Origin of the sequence: Brevibacterium sp. CT2-23B (genome assembly GCF_013168765.1) — a bacterium.
Taxonomy (GTDB): Bacteria; Actinomycetota; Actinomycetes; order Actinomycetales; family Brevibacteriaceae; genus Brevibacterium; species Brevibacterium sediminis.
Map to the genome: position 1 here is coordinate 407,184 of NZ_JABBYK010000004.1, position 23,919 is coordinate 431,102.

General features: G+C 63.1%; 22 protein-coding genes. 10 read left to right on the forward strand and 12 right to left on the reverse strand.

The genetic code is table 11. From position 1 onward, the window contains the following. Positions 1-5: 5 nt before the first annotated feature. Positions 6-872: an aldo/keto reductase gene (locus tag HIM68_RS12780; protein WP_172172721.1), complete on the reverse strand. Its 867-nt coding sequence runs from the start codon at positions 870-872 to the stop codon at positions 6-8. Positions 873-1,090: 218 nt separating this feature from the next. Between HIM68_RS12780 and HIM68_RS12785 the strand changes: the two genes are divergently transcribed. Then, positions 1,091-1,828 (forward strand): hypothetical protein, encoded by a 738-nt coding sequence (locus HIM68_RS12785; RefSeq protein ID WP_172172723.1) that lies wholly within the window; start codon positions 1,091-1,093, stop codon positions 1,826-1,828. Positions 1,829-1,853: 25 nt separating this feature from the next. Here the strand turns inward: HIM68_RS12785 and HIM68_RS12790 are convergent, their stop codons facing one another. Both HIM68_RS12790 and HIM68_RS12795 read right to left on the reverse strand, forming a co-directional pair. Continuing rightward, positions 1,854-2,249: an MmcQ/YjbR family DNA-binding protein gene (locus HIM68_RS12790; RefSeq protein WP_172172725.1), complete on the reverse strand. Its 396-nt coding sequence runs from the start codon at positions 2,247-2,249 to the stop codon at positions 1,854-1,856. 38 nt (positions 2,250-2,287) lie between these two features. Next, positions 2,288-3,229: a phosphoglycerate dehydrogenase gene (locus HIM68_RS12795; RefSeq protein ID WP_172172727.1), complete on the reverse strand. Its 942-nt coding sequence runs from the start codon at positions 3,227-3,229 to the stop codon at positions 2,288-2,290. A gap of 127 nt (positions 3,230-3,356) precedes the next feature. Here HIM68_RS12795 and HIM68_RS12800 point away from each other — a divergent pair, with 127 nt between their 5' ends. From HIM68_RS12800 to HIM68_RS12825, 6 genes are all read left to right on the forward strand, one after another. Next, positions 3,357-3,830: a PhnE/PtxC family ABC transporter permease gene (locus tag HIM68_RS12800; protein WP_367647532.1), complete on the forward strand. Its 474-nt coding sequence runs from the start codon at positions 3,357-3,359 to the stop codon at positions 3,828-3,830. A gap of 111 nt (positions 3,831-3,941) precedes the next feature. After that, positions 3,942-4,634, forward strand: a complete 693-nt coding sequence (locus HIM68_RS12805; protein ID WP_172172729.1) for a phosphonatase-like hydrolase — start codon at positions 3,942-3,944, stop codon at positions 4,632-4,634. Further along, a complete protein-coding gene (locus HIM68_RS12810; RefSeq protein WP_367647531.1) occupies positions 4,631-5,704 on the forward strand; it encodes an alcohol dehydrogenase catalytic domain-containing protein in 1,074 nt (357 codons plus the stop codon). The genes HIM68_RS12805 and HIM68_RS12810 overlap by 4 nt, the downstream gene beginning before the upstream one ends. A 251-nt stretch (positions 5,705-5,955) precedes the next feature. After that, positions 5,956-7,437: a GntP family permease gene (locus HIM68_RS12815; protein WP_172172731.1), complete on the forward strand. Its 1,482-nt coding sequence runs from the start codon at positions 5,956-5,958 to the stop codon at positions 7,435-7,437. A 49-nt stretch (positions 7,438-7,486) separates the two neighbouring features. After that, entirely contained in the window at positions 7,487-8,791 is a 1,305-nt protein-coding gene (locus tag HIM68_RS12820; RefSeq protein ID WP_172172835.1) for a CaiB/BaiF CoA-transferase family protein, read from the forward strand. A 10-nt stretch (positions 8,792-8,801) separates the two neighbouring features. Next, positions 8,802-9,734 carry a hydroxymethylglutaryl-CoA lyase gene (locus HIM68_RS12825; RefSeq protein WP_139467848.1) on the forward strand — a complete coding sequence of 311 codons (933 nt, stop codon included), beginning with the start codon at positions 8,802-8,804 and terminating at the stop codon, positions 9,732-9,734. 73 nt (positions 9,735-9,807) lie between these two features. Here the strand turns inward: HIM68_RS12825 and HIM68_RS12830 are convergent, their stop codons facing one another. Then, positions 9,808-10,605 carry an IclR family transcriptional regulator gene (locus HIM68_RS12830; protein WP_172172733.1) on the reverse strand — a complete coding sequence of 266 codons (798 nt, stop codon included), beginning with the start codon at positions 10,603-10,605 and terminating at the stop codon, positions 9,808-9,810. Positions 10,606-10,804: 199 nt separating this feature from the next. On the opposite strand from HIM68_RS12830, the gene HIM68_RS12835 reads away from it, so the two are divergent. The 3 genes from HIM68_RS12835 to HIM68_RS12845 all read left to right on the forward strand — a co-directional run bounded on the left by HIM68_RS12835 (position 10,805) and on the right by HIM68_RS12845 (position 15,006). Next, positions 10,805-11,689 carry a LysR family transcriptional regulator gene (locus tag HIM68_RS12835; RefSeq protein WP_172172735.1) on the forward strand — a complete coding sequence of 295 codons (885 nt, stop codon included), beginning with the start codon at positions 10,805-10,807 and terminating at the stop codon, positions 11,687-11,689. Positions 11,690-11,789: 100 nt separating this feature from the next. Continuing rightward, a complete protein-coding gene (kdgD, locus tag HIM68_RS12840; protein WP_139467845.1) occupies positions 11,790-12,737 on the forward strand; it encodes a 5-dehydro-4-deoxyglucarate dehydratase in 948 nt (315 codons plus the stop codon). Between the two features lie 109 nt (positions 12,738-12,846). Continuing rightward, positions 12,847-15,006, forward strand: coding sequence for an aldehyde dehydrogenase family protein (locus HIM68_RS12845; protein WP_172172737.1), 2,160 nt, complete (start codon positions 12,847-12,849; stop codon positions 15,004-15,006). A 222-nt stretch (positions 15,007-15,228) separates the two neighbouring features. Here the strand turns inward: HIM68_RS12845 and HIM68_RS12850 are convergent, their stop codons facing one another. From HIM68_RS12850 to HIM68_RS12885, 8 genes are all read right to left on the reverse strand, one after another. Further along, positions 15,229-16,878 (reverse strand): M24 family metallopeptidase, encoded by a 1,650-nt coding sequence (locus tag HIM68_RS12850; RefSeq protein ID WP_172172739.1) that lies wholly within the window; start codon positions 16,876-16,878, stop codon positions 15,229-15,231. A 119-nt stretch (positions 16,879-16,997) separates the two neighbouring features. Further along, positions 16,998-17,777: an ABC transporter ATP-binding protein gene (locus HIM68_RS12855; RefSeq protein ID WP_139467842.1), complete on the reverse strand. Its 780-nt coding sequence runs from the start codon at positions 17,775-17,777 to the stop codon at positions 16,998-17,000. A 13-nt stretch (positions 17,778-17,790) separates the two neighbouring features. Further along, on the reverse strand, positions 17,791-18,819 hold the full coding sequence (locus HIM68_RS12860; protein ID WP_172172741.1) for an ABC transporter substrate-binding protein: 1,029 nt from the start codon (positions 18,817-18,819) through the stop codon (positions 17,791-17,793). An 11-nt stretch (positions 18,820-18,830) separates the two neighbouring features. After that, on the reverse strand, positions 18,831-19,679 hold the full coding sequence (locus tag HIM68_RS12865; protein ID WP_139467840.1) for an ABC transporter permease: 849 nt from the start codon (positions 19,677-19,679) through the stop codon (positions 18,831-18,833). Positions 19,680-20,018: 339 nt separating this feature from the next. After that, on the reverse strand, positions 20,019-20,777 hold the full coding sequence (locus tag HIM68_RS12870) for an HpcH/HpaI aldolase/citrate lyase family protein (protein ID WP_172172743.1): 759 nt from the start codon (positions 20,775-20,777) through the stop codon (positions 20,019-20,021). A 211-nt stretch (positions 20,778-20,988) separates the two neighbouring features. Next, positions 20,989-21,549 carry a dihydrofolate reductase family protein gene (locus HIM68_RS12875; protein ID WP_172172745.1) on the reverse strand — a complete coding sequence of 187 codons (561 nt, stop codon included), beginning with the start codon at positions 21,547-21,549 and terminating at the stop codon, positions 20,989-20,991. A 127-nt stretch (positions 21,550-21,676) separates the two neighbouring features. Then, positions 21,677-23,299 (reverse strand): GMC family oxidoreductase, encoded by a 1,623-nt coding sequence (locus HIM68_RS12880; RefSeq protein ID WP_216657122.1) that lies wholly within the window; start codon positions 23,297-23,299, stop codon positions 21,677-21,679. Beyond that, complete coding sequence (locus HIM68_RS12885; protein ID WP_172172747.1) at positions 23,299-23,874, reverse strand: hypothetical protein; 576 nt, start codon at positions 23,872-23,874, stop codon at positions 23,299-23,301. Before HIM68_RS12885 ends, HIM68_RS12880 begins: the two co-directional genes overlap by 1 nt. Positions 23,875-23,919 lie beyond the last annotated feature (45 nt).

Below are 23,919 nucleotides of genomic sequence, written 5' to 3' on the forward strand. Positions count from 1 at the left end.
AAACCTCACATCTCCTCGTGGGTGAGCGGATCCCGGTCCTTCATCCGACCGCGCTCGAGTCCGGAGATCGCCGCCACCTCGGCGGGGGTGAGTTCGAACTCGAAGACATCGGCATTGGACCGCTGACGCTCGAGGTTCGCGGATTTCGGGATCGGGATGCTGCCGATCTCGATATGCCAGCGCAGGACCACCTGGGCCGGGGTCACTCCATGGGCGGCGGCCGCCTCGGCGATAGGGGCTTCATCGAACAGTCCCTGGTCACGGTAGAGCGGGGACCAGCTCTCGGTCTGCACGCCGATGGAGCGGTGGAAGGCGATGAGCTTCTCCTGCGGGAAATACGGGTGGAGCTCGACTTGGTTGACGGCCGGGGTGACGCCGGTCTTCTCAACGAGCTCGGTGAGCATCTCCTCGGTGAAGTTCGAGACGCCGATCGACTTCACCAGACCGCGTCTGCGCAGTTCGATGAGGCCCTCCCAGGTCTCGACGTACTTGCCGACGCTGGGGTTGGGCCAGTGGATGAGGTGGAGGTCGAGGTAGTCGAGACCGAGGCGGGCCAGCGATTCCTCGGTGCTGGCGATGGCCTCGTCGAAGCCGTGATGGCGGCCGGGGATCTTGCTCGTGACGAACAGGTCCTCGCGAGCGACGGAGCAGTCGGCGATGGCCTGACCGACCTCGTGTTCGTTCTCGTAATTCACCGCGGTGTCGAGCAGGCGGTAGCCGACATTGTCGACGGCACCCACGATGGCGTCGACCCCCTCGTCGCCCTTCATCGCGTAGATGCCGAGCCCGAGCTGCGGGATCGCGCGTCCGTCGTTGAGGTCGAGGGTGGGGATCGGTGAGTTCTGTACGGGGGTGTTCGCTGGGGTCGTCATGTATTCACCCTATGACCGCCGAGGCATTGCTGGCCAGAGCATTCTCCTTGAGTTCGAGCAGGATGTCGTGGGTGAACTCTTCCTGTGAGATCCTCCGAGGAAGCACTGACGCGGGATTCTCACAATGTGGCTTGGGCTAGCGTGGACGCATGGAGACGAACGCGCGAGCTGCAGAGCGGGGATTCCTTCGCCGTATTCGCAGGCTTTCGCGGTGGCGGGTGGCTTTTCTCCTGCCGAGCGCCGGATTGGTGGTCGCCGCGCTGCTCCACGCTGCCCAGTGGGTGACGTCGTGGATATCAACAGCGGTCGCCCGCACACACGGTGCCGCCGATGCCTGTTCCGATCTGGTCGACGACTTCGGCGTCGACCCCGATGCGATCGCCATCGACGATCGTGCACCGTCCGGGTTCGTCTGCCGCGCCTCGGTCGACAGCGGCACGGCGATGGTCGAGCACTCCGGGGCCACCTCGGCGCTGTTTATGGTCTCGATGGCACTCGCCGCTCTCAGCGTTGCGGTGCTTCTCGGGGTGCTGATCGCGTTCATGGTGACCCGGTTGCTCGGGCTGTACCGGTCGCCGCTGGCCGAACCGCGTCGAGATCGGTGGCCGCTGCGGCTCATCGGGATCGGGGTCTTCATGCTGCCGGTGATAATGCTCGGCCAGTATTTTCAGTGGTACTCGAAATTGGACGGCTTTGGGATCTGCCCCTTTACCGTCGGCGGCAATGATGTGCTGGGGTTTTCGGTCACGGCCGACTATCTGCCGCCGAGCCTGACCTGCTCGGGCGACACCGTCACCGGTCAGGAGTTCTCGGTGACGCAGTACGGGTTCCCCTTCTACGGGTTCCTTGCAGGAGTGGTCGCCGCCGTTGTGGGACTGGTCCTGCTCATTATTGTGAGGATGCGGCGCACACGGGTCGAAGCTGACCAGCAGCGTCTGCGGACCGCTCGAGACTGATCGCCGAGCGGGGAACATTGAGCGCTCATTCCTGAGCGTCAAGGGCCTCGATCAACCTCGTCGAGGCGGTGCTGCGGTACGAATCGATGATCAGTTCGCGCAGCTCCTCGTCGTCGAGATCGTCGAGTGCGAGACCCACCCAACCGGAGGGGCCGAGGTACATGGGGACGAAGGAATCCGGACGCTCGAGCACCACCTCGGCGTCCATGAGGTCGAGCAGGACCAGCAGCGCTTGCGGGTGCTGCACCATCTTTTTCGGGCCGAGCTTCTCGGTGCCGCCGTAATGAGCGAAGATCTTCTTCGTGAAGAAGGCCGGTCTGCCGTGCGAAATCTTCTCGGCCGCTTCGGGCAGCCTGAGCGCGATCGCGCGGACCCGCTCGAGCATCGGATCGTCGTCATCGAACATCTGCGGATGCGCCATGAGTCAACGGTACGCCTCGGCAGGTAGGGATGGGCCCTTCAGACGATGAGACCTGCAGGTTCCTTCTCGCCGAGCACGTCGATGACGGCTTGGGCTGCGGCGATGCCGGCGCGCTCTCTGGCTTCGACTGTCTGCCCGGCCAGGTGAGAGGTGATCCAGACGTTGTCGAAGTTCCGCAGCGGGTTGTCGTTCGTCATGGGTTCGGACTCGAGCACATCGAGGGCGGCACCGGCGATCTGGCCGTGGTCGAGTGCGTCGACGAGGGCGGCCTCGTCGATGAGTGACCCGCGGGCGGTGTTGATGAGGAACGCGGTGTCCTTCATCGCAGCGAGTCGGTCGGTGCCGATGATCGGGGTGCCGGTCGCTCGGGCGTGGAGAGTGAGATAGTCGGCGACCGCGACGACGGTGTCGACGTTGGCGAATTCGATGCTCGGGTCCGCCTTGGTATCGGGGTGGGAAGTGCCGACGATGACTTTCATGCCAAGAGCTGCACCGATTGCGGCGATCGCCTTGCCGCTGGGCCCGTGTCCGATGACGCCGAGCGTCTTGCCGCGCAGTTCCGTGCCTGCCGTGCGGGGCCACTGACCTGCCTCGACGCCGGCGATGACATCACTGAGGTTCTTGGCGCAGTTGAGCATGAGGGCGAGCGTGAGCTCAGCGACGGCGTGATGGTTGACGCCGGGGGTGTTGGCCACGTGGATGCCGAGTTCCTGGGCCGCAGCGGTGTCGACGGAGTCGTATCCGACTCCACTGCGGGCGAGGATTCGGAGGTCGGCCGCCTCGGCGAGCATGTCTTTGGTGATCGGTTCGCTGGCAACGATGGCGCCGATCGCGCCTTTGAGGAGGTTGCGCTGTTCTTCCTCGGTGCGGGAACCGGCTGCCGGGGAGTAGACGGGTTCGAGTCCGTGCTCCCTCAGAAGCCGGTCGACGCTGTCGCCGGGTTCGAGGTAATCGGTGGTGATGACGATGCGAAGGCTCATGATGGCGAGCCTATCGCGGGCTTCACTTGAGTGCGCCGAGCACCTCGTTGAGCGCCTCGGTGGCGGAGGGGTGGGTGTAGATCGTGCCGCGCAGCTCGGTCGCGGTGACGTCGTGGCGCATCGCGCGGTGCACAAGACGTTCCGCGTCCTCATCGTCGTCGCCCGCGGAATCCCCGATCTCATCCTCGCGATCATCTTCGTCGTCATCTCCAGACTCGGCGAGGCGGCCGGAACCCTGGCACTGTCCATCGGTGCGATCGGCCTGCTCTCGAAGCTCATCGCCGACTCGATCGAGGAGACGGATCCCCAGGTCCAGGAGGCGGAGCGGGCCACCGGCGCCGGCGAGGCGCAGGTGTTCTTCTCGGCGACCCCGCGGCAGGCGGCACCGGCGTTCGTCGCCCACATCATGTACCTGCTCGACACGAACATCCGCTCGGCCACGCTGCTCGGCGTCGTCGGCGCCGGAGGCATCGGATTCCTGCTGCTCAACGCATCGCGGGTCGACCAGTTCGATGTCGTGACGATGGTGCTCATCCTCATGGTCGCCGTCGTCCTCCTCGTCGAGGCCCTTTCCATGTGGCTGCACCGAGCCGTGCGCTGAGCCTGCGCAATCAAGTCCACCCGCCCACCGAAATTTCCGTCCGCCGACCAAGCGGACGAAGCAGAGCCCACGAACTCGCGTGGGCACCACCGAAAGAGAAAGAGAATCGACATGACTGAACTTGCCGTCTTCGACATGGCCGGAACCACCATCGACGAACGGGACGAGGTCTACCGCGTGCTGCGCGAGGCCACCGAACGAGAGGGCGCAGACTACTCCGATGAGGTGTTCCAGAAGTGGATGGGCACGGAGAAGCACTGGGCGATCGAGAATCTGCTCTGCCTCGGCGGAATCGAGGTCACCGAGGAGGTTCACGAGCGGGCTTGGCAGTGGTTCCGTGCCGAACTGCGCGAGACCTACACCAAGAATCCTCCGCGTCCGCTGCCCGGGATCGAGGAGGCCCTGTCGAACCTGCGGGAACGCGGGATCAAGGTGGGCCTGACCACCGGATTCTCCCGCGAGATCGCCGCCCTCATCTTCTCCACCATGGGCTGGGCGCCGGGTGAGACCTTCGACGTCGCGGTCACCGGCGACGAAGTGCCCGCCGGACGTCCGGCGCCGGACCTGATCAACAAGGTCATGGACACGGTCGGGGTCACCGACCGCGCTGCTGTCGTCAGTGTGGGAGACACCTCGGCGGATATCGAATCGGCACTCAACGCCGAGGTCACAGCCGTGGGCGTGCTCACCGGGCACCTGAGCCGAGAGGATTTCGCGGCCGAGGGCGCGCACCTCGTCCTTGATTCCGTGGCGGATCTGCCCGCGGTCCTCGCCGAGCAGGAAGCTGCGGTGGTCGCGAAGTGAAATCGACCGTCCCCGATTCGACGATGACCGGCACCGAGGCGGCCGATCGTGGCCGCGCGACCGCTCAGCCGTTTGCCCAGGTGTGGACGGGAGGCTCGGAATTCGAGCTCCGCACGTTCGACCGGCCGCAGCTGGCACCGGGCGAGAGCCTCATCCGGCTGACCGCGGCGACGGTGTGCGGGTCCGATCGGCACACCGTCAGCGGACGTCGGTCGGGGGCATGCCCCTCGGTGCTCGGCCACGAGGGCGTCGGCATCGTCGAGGAGACGCGCGGGGATGTGCCCGTCGGCACTCGCGTGGTCTTCTCGGTCACCTCGGTGTGCGGTCAGTGCCGGAACTGTCGGCGCGGGCTGAGCGCGAAATGCAGCTCGGTGCGCAAGGTCGGCCACGAATCGGCCGAGTCGGATTGGGCGCTGTCGGGCACCTACGCCAGCCATATCCACCTACCGGCCGGGGTGGCTGTGGTCCCGGTGCCGGATTCGCTACCCGATGGGGTGGCGGCGACCGCGGGATGCGCCGTGGCCACCGTGATGGCGATGTGTGAAGCCGCCGGTGACCTGCGGGGACGACGGGTGTTCGTCAATGGCATCGGGATGCTCGGGTTGACCGCGGTCGGGGCCGCTCTGGCCCGCGGTGCTGCCGAGGTCATCGCCGCCGATCCGCACCCGGACCGCCGCTCTCTGGCCGACCGGGCGGGAGCTGCTCGGTCCGTTGAGCCGGGTGTGGAGAGCGCTGATGTCGACGTCGCACTCGAGCTCTCGGGTGCCGAGTCAGGGGTGCGCTCCTGCATTTCGTCGTTGGGTGTCGGGGGCGTTGTGGTCCTCGCCGGCAGCGTGACGCCGGGGCCGCAGGTGTCGATCGATCCCGAGCAGGTGGTGCGCGGATGGCGCACGATCACCGGAGTCCACAATTTCGAACCTCACCACCTGGCCGAGGCCGTGGACTTCTTGGCAGCCGACGGGGCTGCTCTGCCGTGGAAGGACATCCTCGGCGGCCCGATCCCCTTGGCTGACTTGCCCCAGGAATTCGCGTCCCCGCCAAAAGCCCTCCGCACGATAGTCTCCCTCTAATTGCTACCTGACGGCGGCCCAGCTACCTCGCGCGAGGTTGCTGGGCCGCCGTCGGGTAGTAAGAGGAGTAATTACCTCACTAGGCAGGGCTTCTTGGCGTCGAAGGCCCAGCCGGGGACCAGGTACTGCATGGCGACCCGGGGTCTCCTCTAATGGATCGACGCTCCAGCGGTCTCCCGCAATATTGACATTGTGAGTTTGAACTCATATCGTGAGTCAGCAATGACTCACGCACACACATAGGAGTGTTGATGTCCGACGTCGCCATCATCGTCAATACAGCCATCGCGGTTGTCGCCACTGTTGTATTGATCGTGCGCTTCAAGGTCAATCCAGTCATTTCCCTCGTCATCGGTTCGCTTTACCTCGGCCTCATCACAAGGATGGGAGTGGAGAAGACCGTCGAGACGATCACCAAGGGTTTCGGCGACATCATGGTCGACCTCGGACTTCTCATCGCCTTCGGCATCCTGATGGGATCGATCCTCAACGCCACCGGAGCGATTTCCCGCCTCGTCGATGGGCTGCTCCGCATTTTCGGCTCCCGCGGCATCCCCTATGCGCTGGGGACTGCGGTCGGAACTGTGTTGCAGTCGATCTTCGTCGATGTCCTTCTCGTCATCACTGCACCGTTGGCCAAACGCGTCGGACACAGGATCGGTCGCTTCGGAACTCCGAAGATGGCCGTCGCAATGGCCGTCGGTCTAGAGTGCGGCATCGTCTTCACCGTCCCCGGCGTCGGCGCACTCGCCCTCGCCGGACTCCTCGGCGTCCCCCTGGGCAAGATGCTCGTCTTCGGTCTGCTCGTCGTCGTGCCCACCGTCCTCCTCACCATCTTCATCACCTCATTCCTCTTCCGCCGGGGCTGGTGGAAGGAGGAACGAGACGAACAAGAAGTCGAGAAGGAACTGGCGGAGGCGACCTCAACCGCCGGTTCTGCGGCTGGGACGTCCACCGCAGGAGCCCGCTCTTCGGCTGGTGCATCATCAGGTGCCGCCAGGACATCGTCACAGCCTGATGACCCTTCCCGTCCCGCCGATGAAGGCGGTGCCGTCATGACCGCGACGGCCGAGTCGACGTCAACCCATCAACCACCACTGTGGCTGCTCTTCGGTCCGTTGCTGCTGGCCCTGTTCTTCATCGCCGGTGGCGCGGTGGCCGACATCGCCGGATTCACGCCCGGTTGGGTCCTCTTCTTCGGCGAACCCAACATCGCTCTGCTCATCGGGCTCCTCGGAACTATGGTCGTTGCGCACTTCTGCATCGGACGCGAAGGCATCGAAGATGCCGTCACCAGCGGCTTCCGGGAGAGCGGCCAAATCCTTCTCCTCACCGGCGTCGGCGGCTCCCTGGCCGCTGTGGTCACCGAAGCCGGCATGGGCGACATTCTCGGAGAGGTCTTCTCTGCGAGTACCGTGGCTCCTCTCCTCGTCGTCTGGGGCATCGCCGCAATCCTCCACGTGGCCGTCGGCTCCGTCACTCTCTCGGCGATCACCGCCGCCGGGCTCCTCGCTCCCGTGGCACCGAGCATCGGACTCGACCCTGTGCTCATCGCCCTCGCGGCCGGCGCCGGTTCACTGTTCATCATCCACGTCACCTCGAATACCTTCTGGCTGCTGCAGACCCTCCTCGGCCAGACAGTCCGCGGAGCCCTGAAGACCGTCACCGTCTCACTCTCCATCGCTTCCGTCGTCGCTCTCATCTGCGTCCTGGCCCTGAGCCTGTTCATCTGAACCACCGAAAGGATCCCCCTTGACTGCTGCCGCCCCCACTCCCGGGGACATGCCCACGCTCCTGACGACCACTTCACAATCCGAGGCGCCACTTCCCCTGGAAGGTGTGCGTGTCATCGAACTCGGCAACTACATTGCCGCTCCCACCACTGGGCGCCTCCTCGCGGACTTCGGCGCCGAAGTGATCAAGATCGAGCGCCCGCACACCGGGGACGAACTGCGCAATTGGCGGCTGCAGAAGGGCAGTGTGTCCATGCTCTACCGGACGATAAATCGCAACAAGAAGTCCGTGGAACTTGACCTTCGCTCGGAAATCGGCCGCCAGGCGATCCTCGATCTCGTCCGCGACTCCGATGTCCTTCTCGAGAACTTCCGTCCGGGCACGCTTGAGCGTTGGGGGATCGGACCTGACGTCCTGCACGCGGTCAATCCGGACATCATCATCACGCGCATTTCTGCCTTCGGACAGACCGGTCCGCTCGCCGAGCGCCCGGGCTTCGCCGCCGTCGCCGAGGCCTTCAGCGGATTCCGCAACCTCGTCGGCGACCCCGACCGCGCTCCGGTCCGGGTCGGAGTCTCAATCGGCGACTCCATCGCCGGACTCTACGCCGCTTTCGGCACCGCCATTTCCCTATTCCAACGCCTCGCACTCCGCGATGCACAACACCACGCCACCACTGGACCGGACCAGACGTCCGATGCGGAACCCGCCAGCCGCTCAGCCGCACCCAACCGGATGGTCGACGTCGCATTGCACGAGGCGATGTTCTCCATGCTCGAATCCCTCGTCCCTGACTACAGCGCCTATGGAACTGAACGCGAGCGCACCGGCGGACGGATGGAGGGCATCGCCCCATCGAACGCTTATCTGTGCGGCGACGGCGGCTCCATCGTCGTCGCGGGCAATGGAGACGGAATCTTCAAACGGTATATGGAAGCCATCGACCGGCCGGATCTCGCCGAGGACCCCGACCTTCAGACCAACGCTGGACGGTGGAACCGCCGGGACGACCTCGACGCCGCAATCGGAGCGTGGACCCTCACCCGCACCGTGTCCGAAGCACTCAACACTCTCGATGCCGCCGGCGTCCCGGCCGGAGCCATCCACACAGCCGCGGACATCGTCAACGAGCCCCAATTCATCGCGCGCGACATGATTCAGTACCGCGAGGTGTCGACCGGCGAGGAGACGCTCACCGAGGTGGGATTCCCTGGAATCGTCCCTGTGATCGGCGAGAGGTCTCTGCCGATCCGTACACTCGGGCCCGACCTCGGCGCGCACACTGAGGAGATCCTCGGCGACCGCCTTGGAATGAGCACCGCCGACATCCGCATGGCCACGAAGAAGGACTGAAGGAGTTCCCTTGACCGCCGCTTCCACAACTCCCATCCTCCGCGACGTCACATTGCGCGACGGGCTCCAGCTCACGGGAAAGCTGCTGAGCACTGAACGCAAGGTTGCCGTCGTCAGAGCTCTCATCTCCGCCGGCGTCGAGGAGATCGAGCTCGGTTCCATGGCCCGCCCCGACCTCGTACCGCCGATGGCCAACACGCTCGAAGTCGTCGAGGCGCTCACCGAGGACGAACTCGCCCACTGCTGGATCTGGGTGGCCACTCCCGGTCAGGTCCGACGGGCCGTCGACGCCGGCATCACCAACATCCAGTACTGTCTGTCCGTGTCCGACGCTCACAACAAGGCAAACATCGGCCGCGACACGGAGACCAGCATGTCTGCCTTCCCCGAGAGCTTCGACATCGTCAGGTCCGCGGGCGGACGCATCCAACTGTGCCTGGCGACGTCGTTCACCTGCCCGTTCGACGGCGAAGTCGACCCGCAACGGGTACTGGCCATTGCCCGCGATCCGCGCGCGATCGACGCCGACGACATCGTCATCTGCGACACACTGGGTCAGGCCGTGCCGGCCCAGGTGTCGTCGCTCATCGCTGCCGCAGCCGAGACGAACAGAGACCGCCGGGTCGTCTTCCACGGCCACGACACATGGGGTTTGGGAGTCGCCAACAGTCTCGTGGCCGCTTCTGCCGGTGCCGCAGTCCTCGATGGAGCTCTCGGCGGACTCGGCGGATGCCCGTTTGCTCCGGGTGCCAGCGGCAATACTTCGAGCGAGGACTTGCTCTTCGCCACTCGTCCTGAATGGCTGACGCCGGGGACGTTCGCCGACCTCGTCGAGCTTTCGGAATCGATCACCACTGAACTCGGTGAAGAACCGCGATCAAAGGCTGCACAGGGCGCCCGCTCCAAGGCGGAGGCCTTTCCCTGGGTGATCCCTACGACCTGATTGCGAAGGATTGGCCAATAGAGGTCGTAGACGAACCGGTGCATTCGGACTGCGGAATATCCGCGGCCGACGATCAGGATTCCGCGGCCTCGCCGGGGAAGCGTCCGCCGAGGAGCCGAGTGATCCGTTCGGCCGCGTCGACGACAGGTTCGATCCATTCCTCGCAGACCTCGCGGGGCATCCGAAAGACAGGACCGTTGATGGAGACCGCCGAGGTGATCCTCGCTCTGGCATCGAAGACCGGCGCCGAGAGTCCCGATGCGCCCGATTCGCGTTCGCCAATGGTGATGGCGAACCCGTCAGCTTTCGTCTGCGCGACCACTTGACGCAATTCGTCCGGCGAGGTGATCGTCGCATCCGTGAGCGAGTCGAGCGTGGCATCGAGCAGCTGCTCCATCGCTTCAGGATCCCATGCGAGCAGGACCCGTGAGGCCGAGCCGACATGCAAGGGCATCATCTTCCCAACATGCAGCTCCCGGCGCAGCGCATGCCGGGTCTCGGCCAGGCCGATGCACACTCGGTAGTCGCCCTCCCGCCGGAACAGCACAGCCGATTCCCCAGTAAGATCCCGCAGCTCCCTGAGCACCGGGATGACGACATCGTGTTCATCCCGCCCAGTCGTGGCCGGGGCCGCCCAGAAGGCCATCCGCATGCCGATCCGGTACTTGTCCTCGGTCTTCTCGAGGAACCCCTGCTCGACGAGGTTGGCGACAAGTCGTTGGACGGTCGATGCCGGCAAGCCAGTCGCGTCGCGGATATCAGTGAGCGTCCGTTCCGGAGCACGCAGCGAGAAGGCGTCGAGGATCGCAGAAATCTTCCCGAGCACCAGAAGTTGGTTCTGACGCCCGGCTTGCTTGTCCGCATCGGTCATGTTTGCCAGCTTAGTCGCGATGGACTCAACGTGCCCCGCCCAGAACTACGTGACGGCGGCCCAGATACCTCGCGCGAGGTATCTGGGCCGCCGTCGGGTAGCACGGAGGGAGTTGCCGACAACTGAAAGCGAGGTGCCGCACGCCCGATACACTGCTTAACAGCACAGGCCGTGGCCCACGAAAGAAAACGAGCGAGCGATGCAGTTCACCTTGGCACAGATCACCGGCTTCATCGCGGTGGCCGAAAACCTTCACTTCGGACGCGCCGCTGAAGAGCTGAATATGACCCAGCCACCGTTGAGCCGGCAGATCCAGAAGCTGGAGAAATCGATCGGTGTCCACCTCTTCGAACGCAACAATCGCACCGTCACACTTACGCCGGCAGGTGAGGCCTTCCTCGCTGAGGCATACGGTCTGCTCGCCTCCGTCGAGCGTGCGCCGCGGCGAGCACAGAAGATCGCCGAGGGCTCCTGGGGTCAGATCACCATCGGGTGCACTGCGGTCTCGACGTTCGGCGTCCTCGGCAGTCTGGTCTCGACCCTGGCAGAACAGCTGCCGGGCATAAGCGTCGAGATCGCCGAGATGGTTACGGCAGAACAGATCAAGGCCTTGTCTGAGGGCAAGATCGACATCGGCCTGGGGCGAGTGGGCCGCATTCCCGAAACCATCGACGCGACCCTGGTCCTGTCTGAGCAGCTCGTACTGGCAGTCCCTTCGGACCATGCGTTCGCCGCACGTGACTCTGTGGACACAAAGGAGATCTCCGGTCAGCGACTGCTCATGCACGATGCCACGAGGGCTCGATACTTCTACGATCTCACCGTTCGCTACATCGATGTCGAAGCCAATGAGGTGGCTCATTCGCTGAGCCAGATCCTGACCATCGTCAATCTCGTCGCTGCTGGTCGCGGCATCGCCGTCGTCTCGGAATCAGCTGCTCGCCTCGGCGTCGACGGTGTCACATATGTGCCGCTCTACGACGCTCCACGCGATGTCGTCGAACTTCATGCGATCTGGAATCCGGAGTCCCGCAACCCGGCACTCAAGGAAGTCCTCGCATTGATTCGCAGAGAATTAAGATAATACCTTCTGGGCATCAATGCATATATAAATAATCTTGGACAGGAATTATTCCTCGTTCTTACAGTGGGATCACTATCCCGACTAACAAGGACGTCATTCCGTGGCCAATTACCAACCTCAAGAACTCGCCGACCACCTCAAGGACGGACTCCTCTCCTTCCCCGCGACAGCATTCAACGCAGACCTGTCCCTCGACGCCGACGCCTATTCCGACCACATCACCTGGCAGTCGAGCTTCGACGTCGCAGGACTCTTCGCCGCTGGCGGAACCGGCGAGGGATTCAGCCTCACTCCCCCGGAAGCGAAACAGGTCGTGGGCTTGGCAGTTTCAAACTCACGTACTGAAGTGCCGGTCCTTGCTTCGGCAGGGGGTGCCACTGCACACGCCGTGCAGAATGCGATCGACGCCGAGGAAGCCGGAGCAGAGGGCCTTCTGGCCCTTCCTCCCTACCTCACTGAATGCAGCCAAGACGGCCTCTTCGAGCACGTATCCGCCATCTGCAAAGCAACCAAGATCGGCGTCATCGTCTACAACCGGGCAAATGCGATCTACTCGCCCGAGACCGTTGAACGCCTCGCCGACACCCATGAGAATTTCATCGGCTTCAAGGACGCCCTCGGCGACATCGAGCAGCTGACGAAGGTCTACGCCCGCACCGGCGACCGCCTCTTCTACCTCGGCGGACTTCCGACCGCCGAAGTCTATGCACTGCCATTGCTGCAGCTCGGAATGAGCACCTACTCATCCGCCATGTTCAACTTCGCACCCGAATTCGCCCTCGACTTCTACGATGCGGTGCGCAAACAGGACCGCGCCGCCGTGACAGAGAAGCTCAACTCCTTCGTCCTGCCCTACTCGAAGATCCGCGAACGAGTGGCCGGCTACGGCGTCTCCATCGTCAAGGGCGGCCTCAAAGTCATCGGCCGCGACTGCGGGCCGGTCCGGCCACCCTTGCAGAACCTCACCGAGGCAGACCTGCAGGATCTCGAACAAGTTATGTCCGCTGCCGGCATCCGACTCGACCGCACCGCGTCCGCGGTCGCCTGAACGTTCAGTCCGCCACGAATCCGCGGCTGAGACAGCCACACCCACAGATCGGCGCCGATCGGCTTGAGCCGGTCGGCGCCGACATCGCTATCAGGAATAGAGGTCACTTATGACGACGCAGTTCACTACCGCGACGACCGACTCGGACGTCGACACATCACTTTCCGGCACATCAATTGTGGCCGGCACGAAGACGCCAGGACAGGGGGAGACCAGCCGTGCAATCAATCCGGCGACAGGTGAGACCTTAGATCCCGAATACACGCTGCTCACCGAGGAGCAGGTATCCGCAGCCATCGCCGAGGCCCACGATGCGTTCCCTTCGTACCGCGGCACTTCGCCGGAGATCCGCGCAACCTTTCTCGAGAGAATCGCAGCCAATATCGAGTCTGACGCGCGGCGCATCGTCGACCGGGCCGTTCTGGAGACCGGACTTCCTGCGGGGCGCCTGAATGGCGAGATCACCAGAACCTCCAACCAGCTGCGCCTGTTCGCATCGGTCGTTCGGCTCGGTGACGCCCACGGCGTGCGCATTGATCCCGCGCTCCCGGACCGCGCACCGCTGCCGCGCCCCGATATTCGTCAGCGCAAGGTTCCTCTGGGCCCCGTCGCTGTCTTCGGCGCGAGCAACTTTCCCCTTGCTTTCTCAACCGCAGGCGGTGACACCGCTTCCGCACTTGCTGCCGGATGCCCGGTCATCGTCAAGGCCCATAATGCCCACCCCGGGACCAACGAGCTGGTCGGTGCCGCCATCACTCGTGCCGTTCGCGACAGCGGGCTTCACCCGGGCGTCTTTTCACTCGTCTATGGGGCTGGCTCCGAGGTCGGGCAGCAGCTAGCCACGGACCGGCGAATCACGGCCGTAGGATTCACCGGTTCCAGGGCTGCCGGACTGGCATTGTCGGCCGCCACCGCGGCTCGACCCACACCGATCCCTGTCTATGCCGAGATGAGTTCAATCAATCCCGTGTTCGTCCTGCCAGGCGCCATTGCCGATGACGTCGCCGAGGTGGCCCAAGGCTTTTTCGGAGCAGTGACCGGTTCCTCCGGTCAGTTGTGCACCTCCCCTGGAATTCTCTTCGTTCCCAACGGCGACCGTGGAGATGCTCTGACGGCTCGCATTGCTGAGGAATTCAACGCGGCGAAGGGTCAAACGATGCTCACTCCCTCCATAGCCGCAGCCTGGCAGAGTGGAATCGACCAGCTTTCAGCACAGCCGGGCGTCTCATCTCTGGCTCAGGGGGCGGATGGGGAGACGCTCAACGCGCCCGGGCCCCGCGTGTTCACGACCTCGATCCAGGACTTCGCGTCGAACAAGGAACTGCAGAATGAGATCTTCGGTTCCGCTGCCCTCGTCGTGCGCTATCACTCGACTGATGAGCTGGAGCATGTCGTAGCAGAGCTCGAAGGACAGCTGACTGCGACACTGCAGATGGGTGAACAGGACACCGAGGTGGCCGACGCGCTTGTGGGCGCGCTGGAACTCACCGTCGGACGGATCATCGTCAACGGTTGGCCGACAGGAGTCGATGTCGGCCATGCGATGATCCATGGTGGACCGTTTCCAGCGACGTCAGCTCCGCAGACCACTTCGGTGGGTGCAACTGCGATCGACAGGTTCCTCCGCCCGGTCGCCTACCAGAACGTCCCGCAGGCCATTCTTCATCCGGTCCTCCAGGACGCCAATCCTTGGGCGGTGGCCCGGGTGCTCGATGGTCGATACTCTGCAGCACAGCGTGGCGATGCCTCGGCCGCTACCGACGCAGCTGTCTCGGCGAAATCCTTCGCAGACGGCGTGCGCCACCGTCTCAATGAACTCGGATTCGACCTTCCCGAAGCCAATCCCGCCAGCTACAGCTACGAGACGGTGACCGTCGCCGGCCAGTTGGCCTTCGTGTCCGGGCAGATTGCCAAACAAGGCGGAGAAGTACCGGTCCAGGGAGTCGTCGGTGAGGATCTGAGCATAGAGGACGGAATTGCGGCAGCTCAGCTGTGCGCGGTGAATCTCATTGCCCAGCTGGAGACGAACCTCAGCCTCGACAATGTCGAGGGCATCGCCAAACTCAACGTCTATGTGGCCAGTCCGACAGACTTCAGTAAGCACCCCGTCGTCGCTGAAGGGGCCTCCAAACTCCTTGTCGATGCTCTGGGAGACGCAGGCCGTCATGCACGCACTGCTCTGGGAGTCCCGCGTCTCCCTGCGAACTCACCGGTTGAGATCGAAGCCGTGGTCAAGCTCAAGAGTCCAGGTGAACTCCGCCCCAGCTGATCAGCTGCCAAGCTGACAGCACAAACGCAGAGCGGTCCGGTCGATTCAACGACCGGACCGCTTTCAATTCCCTGCTGACCATAAGGTAACTGCATCTCACTCTTCTGCTGGTTTCAATCTACGCAACGGGGCGGACACTCCCTTGTGGGAATGTCCGCCCCGTTCAGCCTGTAAGGAGTTGAGCGTCCTGCGTGAGACACATCGAAGTGGAGAGGTCCCGCCTCAGCGCTTGGAGAGAATATAGGTACGGTCCGACCCGATGAACCAGAGGTCCTCAGTGCCGATCGCCACATTGCCGTACCGCCACGGGATCTCCGCGGCGCCGAAGGAACCGACCTCCAAGACGTGCTTGTAGCCGGGACGCAGCTCGTTGGCGAATGACTCCTGCTTGCCCATGAGGTGCCCGACATTGCGCTTCCGGTATTCCGTGTTGAAATCCACGTCTGCACCGAGCATGCCGATCTCGATCATCCTGTCGAGGTGGGGCGCCAAGTAATCCAATGTCCCCTGATGGACATCCTCGCACACGACTCCGGGACGCAACTGGCCGATGATTCCCTCACGGACCACGTCGAAGAAGAACTCATAGGCCTCTTTGGCACTATCGGTACGCGGAAGCGACCGTGCCATATCGGAGGTCGCCACAGTGATCCCGTCAAAGGTGATCCGCACACCGGCGTCGAGTTGGATGCACTTCGTGTCATCGTTGATCGGGAAATCGACGGGAGGTCCGGGAAACAGCATTCTGTTCGAGGAGTGCAAGTTGGTGAAGTACGGTTCGATCGCAAAAGGAATCACGTTGTCCGTGCGAAATTCGACGATCTTGTCCACATAGCGCGCGTAGATGTCGAGCTCGGTGAACTCAAGCCCCGCCGCCAACGACTCCTCCGCCCATTTCAGAGCCTCTTCGATGGCGAAGACGCTGCACCTGGCAGCAACGATCTGGAACCCGAGGTCTTCGTGGTCACGAATATCGCGCCAGTGACCGAGAGCGGTCGACAACTCATTGAGGACGGCGCCTTCGGCTTCGAGTTCGAGTGCCAGACCGGTTGCGATCCACTCCTCCTCAACGCCGATCTGATTGCCATGAGCCAGTGCCACAGCTCCCGCACCAAGTCCGGCGAAGCGGCCGATAGGAGTGCCGGACACACCGTGCGCGGTCTCCGGGGCGAGAACGTAGAGTTTCTCGTCCTGCGTTGACCAAACCGCCAGTTGATCTTCGCTCTGCTGAGTTCCGACGACCTCGCTGAAGTTCGGCGGAGCGGCGATGATGACGGCGTCGAGACCGCGGTCCTTCGCCATCGACTGCAGCGCCGAATAGCGTGTGTCGGTCTGCGACTGGATCTCCTTGTCCAGTCCGTCAAGATGTTCGACGTCGTCGATGAGCCGCGTCGCAGTCTCCGCTCCGAGCTCACGCCAGCGAGAGAAGCGCTCAAGAACCGCTGCGGTGTCGATCTCATAGGCGACCACCGGAGTCGTCGGCTGCTTGTCGGCGACGACATCGAGGCTCTTCGACAACGTCGAGTAGTGCTTCATGACAACACCGGAGTCGAGACCGACCTGATCCCCTTCTGCGAGCTCCTCAACCAATGTCGAGAGTGATGCTGAGGCTGGTGTATCGGCAACAATTCGGGGATCGATCGTCACCCACGGCGCATAGAATCTCATCCGCTCCTTCGGTACCCCGGCGGACAGGGCGTTTCCCTGCTCCTGCTGGCGAACAAGCAGCACTTCACCGTCGGTCGTGTCGGCGATGATCGGTGCAACCAGAGGGCTCGAATCAAGGCGAATCGCAGAGAACAGAAGGCTCTTCTGGGCATCTATTCCGAACGAATCTGCCAGACGCGTCTTGTCGGTTGTCAGTTTGATCATTGCGTTTCCAACTCCATATCTTCCTTGAGACAAGTTCGCCTCGTGCGGTGTGCCTTGGGCCGAAGGATCCCTGTCGGCCATCCCTGGCATGTGATCGTCGGGCCGGACGGGCGGACCGCTCAGCTGATTCCGGCGGTGACGCCGATGTGGGATTCGATCTCCGCCACGTAGCTGGCGAAGTTCTCTGAGAATTTGTGCTCTTTCGCGCGGGGACGTTCGATGTCCACCTTGACGTCAGCGACGATCCGTCCCGGACGATCACCGACAACGACGACTCGATCTGCCAGCCATACAGCTTCAGAGATGCTGTGGGTGACGAAGAGGACACTGCAGCCCGTGCGGCGCCAGATCCTCTGGATTTCGAAGTTCATCGAATCACGCGTCATCGCGTCGAGTGCGCCGAATGGCTCATCCATGAGGAGAATTTCCGGACGTGAAACCAACGCGCGGCAGATGGCGACGCGCTGCTGCATCCCACCGCTGAGCTCGTAGGAGTACCGGGTCGCTTTCTCTCCAAGTCCGACCATGTGCAGCAGCTCCATGGCGTGGTCCTTGGATTCCGATGTGACGGCGTCACGAAATTCCAAGGGCAGGAGGACATTGTCGAGATTATTCCGCCAGGGCAGGAGGACCGGGCTCTGGAACACCATTCCGATGTCCTTGAGAGCGGCGCTGATCTCACGTCCGCGGATGAGGATTTCGCCTTCAGAGGCTTCCTGCAGACCCGAGATCGTGTTGAGCAGAGTGGTCTTTCCGCTGCCGGACTGGCCGACGATCGAGACGAACTCCCCCGGGTTGACATGGAAGTCGAGTCCCTTGAGGACGACGTTCTCCTGCCCGTCTCGCGAGGTGTAGGTCTTGCCGACGTTGTTGACTGAGATCGCATAGTCAGTGGTCATGGTCGTACTCCATTCACTTTGTGGGTGCCGCAACGTCTTCGTCATGGCGAATCGGGTCGATGTAGTCGTTCGTATAGATGTCATCGACGGTGAGGTCGGTCGAATTCTCGAGACCGAGGAAGTCAGTGGCCACGCTCAGCATCTGCCCAACTCCATCGTCGGTCATCACACCGAACTGGTCGTCTGACTTTCCGGTGGCCCAGTTCAACTCGCATTGCGACTTGAGCGCATAGGTCACGGTCTCCGGTTCGTACCCTTGAACTTCCTTCGTGAAGTCCTCTGCAGTCTGATCCGGGTGGTCGCAGGCCCAGAGAAAGCCCTTCTGCATCGCGCGGTTGAAGCGCTCAACACGCTCGGGATCATTCTTCAGGGCCTCATCCGAGACCACGATGCCATTGCCGTAGAGGTCGATGCCGACGTCAGACCATTTGAGGATGTTCGCCTTCTCACCGAGCGCCATCAGCGCCGGCTCGTCGGAGACGTAGAGCGCGAGGTTCGCATCCCAGCGGTCGGCCAGCAGACCTGGAATCTTCGATTCGCCGGTGGCGTGGACGACGTTGACGTCATCCTGTTTGAGGCCACTGCGTTCGAGCGCGAGCGGCCACATAGCCGTCATGGCACCGGCACCCTCAGTCGCCACCGTCTTGCCCTTCATGTCCTCCCAGGTTTTGATACCCGAACTCTCGAGTGCGATAGTCGCATACGCTGATCGGGCCTGAAGCAGATTCACCTGCTTAACGTGAGCTCCTTTGCCCTGGCTGAGGATGGTCGCGCCGAAATCGGCCCATCCGGCGTCGACTCTCCCGGTTTCGACGGAAGTCACGGTGTTCGTTGAGCCGGAACCCGGCATCAGCGAGACGTCGAATCCTTCCTCTTCAAAGAACCCCTCGGCCTCAGCTGCGAAGAACGGTGCGTGCTTCGGCAGATAGGCGACGTCGACCATGAGGTTGAAGTCATCGAGTCCGTCCTTTGGCGTGCATCCTGTCAGAGTGACGACAGACAGCAGGAGCGGCGCAACTAGCAGTTTCTTCAAGATGTGCATGGTTCCGCCTCTCACTTCGTGTAGTTCTTCCACGGCAGCAGCTTCTTCGAGATGAGGTCGATGATGAAGAAGAGAAGCAATGCGATCGCCGCAAGCACGATGAATGCTGCGAACATCGAGGGGAGGTCGACCTGAGAGTTCGCGAGAAGAATGACGTAACCGAGGCCCTTGGACCCGGCGATGAACTCACCGACCACGGCACCGCCGACAGCCAGCGAGATCGAGATCTTAGCTCCCGTGAAGATCGAAGGAAGCGCATAGATGAAATCGATCTTCATCATCTTCTTCAGCTTCGAGGCACGGTTGATGCGTGCAAGGTCCTGCAGCTCGTGCGGCACAGAGTTGAGCCCGTCGAATGTGTTGATGACGAGCGGGAAGAATGCGATGGCCATTGCCACGAAAGCCTTCGACTCGAAGCCGAAGCCGAACCAGACGATGAACAGCGGCGCCAGAGCGACCTTCGGAATCGTGTCGATGGCGATGAGCGCCGGATAGAGGAAGGGACGAAGGAAGGAAGCGTAATAGAGGAGTGCTCCACACAGAACGCCCAATGCTGTGCCGAGCGCAAAGCCTGCGAGACCTTCCTGCAGGGTAGTGAGAGCGTTGACCGCGAAGTATCCCGGGTTCGTGAACAATTCTTCGAACGCCGAAATCGGACCGACAAGCAGATACTTCGGGAAGTCGAAGATGAAGACTGCTAGCTCCCAGATCGCGAACAATCCGACGAGCCCGACAACAGCTTTGATTCCCGCTGTGAATGACTCAGGTTTGAGCCTAGATGCAGTCGGCGGAGCTGCCGGCGCAGGGCTGGGCTCCACAGGTCGAACTGCATCGGTATCGATGCGTGGTGCTGTTGTCATTGGCGATCCCTCCATTGGGTTCTGGTCCATGAGCAGGTGTGGCATTGCATTTGTGACGTGGAACAACTGTGATGCGTTCCAGTATTCGCGACTCAACGATGCCTGTCCAAGATTGTTTTCGCATGTTTCGATACCCTGAAGGAATTGCATCAATGAGTTTGTGCAGGCAGGAAAAACTCGAGAGTTGAATTGAGAAACGCCAGGATACTCGGACTTCCCAAGAACATCCTGGCGCACCATGGCAACGTCGCGCGCAACGCGGATCCCCGAACTACCTGACGGCGGCCCAGATACCTCGCGCGAGGTTGCTGAGCCGCCGTCAGGTAGTAATTGGAGAAACTAGGAGCGGGCGGTGGATAGGTCCTCGCGGAAGGCTCGGCCTGCGGCGCCCAAGTCGCCGCATGAGGTGATGAAGCGGAAGCCCTGTTCCCGACGCAACCGAGCCTCCTCGCCGTCGCCGCAGTGGATTCCCGGAACCACCCCGGCGGCATCGGCGGCCGTGCGGATCCGCACGAGCGCCTCGGCGTGGGCCTCGTTGTGCTGCCCCGGCAGCGCGCCGACAGCGAACGCGAGATCGGACGGACCGACGTACACCCCGTCGATTCCCGGCACGGCGCAGATGTCCTCGACCGCGGCCAGACCCTCCTCGTTCTCGATCATGACGAACAGCAGCGGCCGCTCATCCCGAGTGTCCTGCACGGCGCCGTGCATGATCTCGGCTGTCGGTCCCCAGGAACGGCCCCCGCCCCGCGAGGGATAGTCGAGCGCAGCCACTGCGGCCTGCGCTTCGTCGACCGAGGATACGAGCGGGACGATGATCGCCTCGACTCCGGCGTCGGCGAGCGCCCCGATCTCGGTGAATCGGTTCGCCGCGACCCGCGCCGTTACGAGTGCGTCGCCGCTGGCGCGCACAGCGTCGGACAGTCGCAGCACGTCGGTGGGCCGCACCAGCCCGTGCTGCAGGTCGAGGCAGACATAGTCGAATCCGGCCGCCGACCCGGCCTTCGCCAGCTCCGGACTCGTCGACATCATCCACAGTCCGTTGTAGATCTCCCCCGCGCGCAGGCGGGCCCGATGGTTCTCAATCGCAGCAGTCATGACTGCATCGAATCACGGAATCCCACCGCCCACCAGGGGTGCCCGATATCCGGATGAACCCCGCCGAGGCGGCCCACCCCTACGTACGAAAAATCGATCACTTCGCCTAGGCGGCCGTGTACATTCCCACCAGGGATCCTCCCGTACGAAACCTCGTACCTCCTCGGCGAATGGACGATGCGGGCGAGTCTTCAGCCGTCCTCGAGAAGCGTCACTCTGCTGGGCTGTCCTCGAGGAGGGGCCCGATGACTCGGTGGCGGGAGATGACGAAGGGGGCGCTGTGTCCGACTTCGATGAGTTCGAGGTCGAGGCGGCGCGGCAGGAGCGAGCGCCCCTTGCCGAGGACCACCGGCGCGGTCCAGGTAATGATCTCGTCGAGGAGTCCCTCGTCGGCGAACTGTCCGGCGAGGTCGCCGCCGCCCATCACCCACAGGTCATGGTCGCCCGTGGCGGTGCACATTTCGAAGTAGTGGTCGGAGACCGAGCCCTTCGCGAACCGGATGTCGGGTGTCATCCCGTCCTTCCCGGCTTCGGGCAGGCCGAGCTTCCGGTGGGTCATCACCCACGCGGGAACCTCATAGGGCCACGGCCCGTCGAGATTGCGCAGCACCCATTCGTACGTCGTCGAACCCATGACGATCGCTCCGACTCCGTCGATGAACCCGTCGTCCGGCGGTTCTTCGGTCTGGCGCAGCAACCATTCGAGCGAGTCATTCGGGTCGGCGATGAACCCGTCGAGCGTGGTCGCGGTGTAGTAGACGGTACGTGCCACAGGCAGTCTCCTCCTTGATGCGTCTCCCTTTCATCCTATTGGTCCGATGCTCTCTCACAGCAGTTCGGCGTCGATTCCATCCGTTGACAGAACCGACGCCGATCGATGCGACGACATCCTGCCGCCCCTATATCTCCTGAGTCCGCAGCGCCTCGGCGATGTACTCGGCCTGCCGGATCGCGAGCGCCACGATCGTCAGTGTCGGATTCGCGGCGGCGCCGGTGGTGAAGACCGATCCGTCGGAGATGAAGAGGTTCTTCACGTCGTGGGTCCGGCCCCATTTGTCTACGACTCCGTCTTCGGGGCGTTCGCTCATCCGCGCGGTGCCGAGGTTATGCGTCGACGGATAGGGCGGAGTGCGGTGGGAGGTCTGCGCTCCGACCGCCTCGTAGACCCTCTGACCTGCGGCGTAGGCGTGTTCGCGCATCGCCAGGTCATTGGCATGGTCGTCGTAGTGGACGTTCGGCACGGGCAGACCGTTCGTGTCCTTGACCGTCGTATTCAGCGTCACCCGGTTGCTCTCCTGCGGCATGTCCTCACCGACGATCCACATTCCCGCCGTGTTGAGATACCGGTCGAGCAGCGCCGCGAAGTCCGGTCCCCACCCGCCGGGCTCGACGAAGGAGGCCATGAATGCCGGGCCCAACGAGATCGTCTCCATGTAGTAGCCGCCGGAGAATCCGCGGTCGGGATCATGGATCGACTCGTCGGCGATGACTCCGGCCATCGTCTCCCCGCGATACATCCGCACCGGCTTGTCGAAGTGGCCCCACACGGTACCGGTCAGGTGGCGCATATAGTTCCGGCCCACATGGCCGGACGAGTTCGCCAACCCATCAGGGAAGGACGGTGTGCCGGAGAGGAGGAGCAGCCTCGGCGTCTCGATCGAGTTGCCGGCCACGCACACGATCTTCGCGGCCTGGCGGTGGAGATTGCCGTCCTTGTCGAGGTAGAGCACGGCATCGGCCCGACCGCCCGCATCGTGGGTGATCTGCACTGCCTGGGACTCGGGTCGCAGATCGAGCAGCCCCGTGTCCGCGGCCCGCGGCAGCTCTCTGACCAGGGTCGACCATTTGGATTTGTTCTTATCGCCTTGGAAGTTGAAGCCGTCCTGGATGGAGGCGGGGCGGCCGTCGTATTCTTCGGCGTTCGTGGCGTACGGACCGGTGGCGTAGAACTTGTAGCCGACTTCCTTCGCCCCTCCGGCGAAGACCTTGTAGTTGTTGTTCGCCGGCAGCGGCTTCCGGCCGTGGACGTGGGTCGAGCCCATCGCCTTCTCGGCCCGGTCGTAGTACGGGGCCATCTCCTCGAGGGTGATCGGCCAGTCGAGGAGGTTGGCGCCGTCGATGCGGCCGTAGACGCTGCGGGCCTTGAACTCATGAGCCTTGAATCGCGGGGTCGCTCCCGACCAGTGGGTCGTCGTCCCGCCCACAGCTTTGACGATCCAGGCCGGCAGGTTCGGGAAATCGCGGGCGATCCGCCACGATCCGGTCGTCGTCCTGGGATCGAGCCAGGCCATCTGGTTGAAGGCTTCCCATTCGTTGTTGACGTAGTCCTCGTTGTGCAGATACGGCCCGGCTTCGAGGACGACGACGGGGATGCCCTTCGCGGTGAGTTCGTAGGCCAGGGTTCCGCCGCCGGCGCCGGAGCCGACGATGACGACGGCCTCCTCGTCCGGGTCGATGCTGTATCCGGTTACACTGCGTCCAGCCTCGGCGCTGGCACCGCGTCCTATATTCTCAGCGGTCATCACTTCTTCACCTCACCCATCTCGACGCTCTGCGGCGCCGGCTGATTGGTCGAATCGTCACTGGCAGCGCTGCCGCTGCGGACACCCATAACCCCGTCGCCGAGCTCGGGCAGCGGCTCATCCTCGGGGTAGACGATCCGCGGTTCGGGCAGCCAGTCGAGATCATCGAAGCCGCGGTTGATGTAGCCGCCCTTGTCGAACGAGGGTCCTTCGTAGCCGAGCGTCTCCCACACCTCGACATCGTTATAGAGGTTGAGCACGGCGGTGCGGCGGACGAATCCGAAGAACTCGGTGGACTCGACCCGGCGCAGCACCTTGAGCGCGGAGTCATCATCGAGTCCGCAGAAATCACCGTCGGAGAGCTGATCCAACGACAGCAGCCCTTGGATGAGGGCCACCCGGAACCACGTCTCCTCATCGGCGGCGATGAGGATCTTCTCCGCGGTGCGCACATACGGTCCGTCGGGGAAATCTGCGTGCGGGAATGCCACGCGCAGCACTCGGATGAGGGTCTGCTTCGCCTCGTCCGTCATCTCCATCGCATTCAGCGATGGGTATTTTGCAGGGAATGCCATCGGATGCTCCTTTGCTCCACTCGGCAGGCGGCATCGACGCACGCC

Coding starts and splice junctions, on each gene's coding strand:
- HIM68_RS12780 (WP_172172721.1), bottom strand. CDS start 872: ATGACGACCCCAGCGAACACCCCCGTACAGAACTCACCGATCCCCACC.
- HIM68_RS12790 (WP_172172725.1), bottom strand. CDS start 2,249: ATGGCGCATCCGCAGATGTTCGATGACGACGATCCGATGCTCGAGCGG.
- HIM68_RS12795 (WP_172172727.1), bottom strand. CDS start 3,229: ATGAGCCTTCGCATCGTCATCACCACCGATTACCTCGAACCCGGCGAC.
- HIM68_RS12805 (WP_172172729.1), top strand. CDS start 3,942: ATGACTGAACTTGCCGTCTTCGACATGGCCGGAACCACCATCGACGAA.
- HIM68_RS12815 (WP_172172731.1), top strand. CDS start 5,956: ATGTCCGACGTCGCCATCATCGTCAATACAGCCATCGCGGTTGTCGCC.
- HIM68_RS12820 (WP_172172835.1), top strand. CDS start 7,487: ATGCCCACGCTCCTGACGACCACTTCACAATCCGAGGCGCCACTTCCC.
- HIM68_RS12830 (WP_172172733.1), bottom strand. CDS start 10,605: ATGACCGATGCGGACAAGCAAGCCGGGCGTCAGAACCAACTTCTGGTG.
- HIM68_RS12835 (WP_172172735.1), top strand. CDS start 10,805: ATGCAGTTCACCTTGGCACAGATCACCGGCTTCATCGCGGTGGCCGAA.
- HIM68_RS12845 (WP_172172737.1), top strand. CDS start 12,847: ATGACGACGCAGTTCACTACCGCGACGACCGACTCGGACGTCGACACA.
- HIM68_RS12850 (WP_172172739.1), bottom strand. CDS start 16,878: ATGATCAAACTGACAACCGACAAGACGCGTCTGGCAGATTCGTTCGGA.
- HIM68_RS12855 (WP_139467842.1), bottom strand. CDS start 17,777: ATGACCACTGACTATGCGATCTCAGTCAACAACGTCGGCAAGACCTAC.
- HIM68_RS12860 (WP_172172741.1), bottom strand. CDS start 18,819: ATGCACATCTTGAAGAAACTGCTAGTTGCGCCGCTCCTGCTGTCTGTC.
- HIM68_RS12865 (WP_139467840.1), bottom strand. CDS start 19,679: ATGACAACAGCACCACGCATCGATACCGATGCAGTTCGACCTGTGGAG.
- HIM68_RS12870 (WP_172172743.1), bottom strand. CDS start 20,777: ATGACTGCTGCGATTGAGAACCATCGGGCCCGCCTGCGCGCGGGGGAG.
- HIM68_RS12880 (WP_216657122.1), bottom strand. CDS start 23,299: ATGACCGCTGAGAATATAGGACGCGGTGCCAGCGCCGAGGCTGGACGC.
- HIM68_RS12885 (WP_172172747.1), bottom strand. CDS start 23,874: ATGGCATTCCCTGCAAAATACCCATCGCTGAATGCGATGGAGATGACG.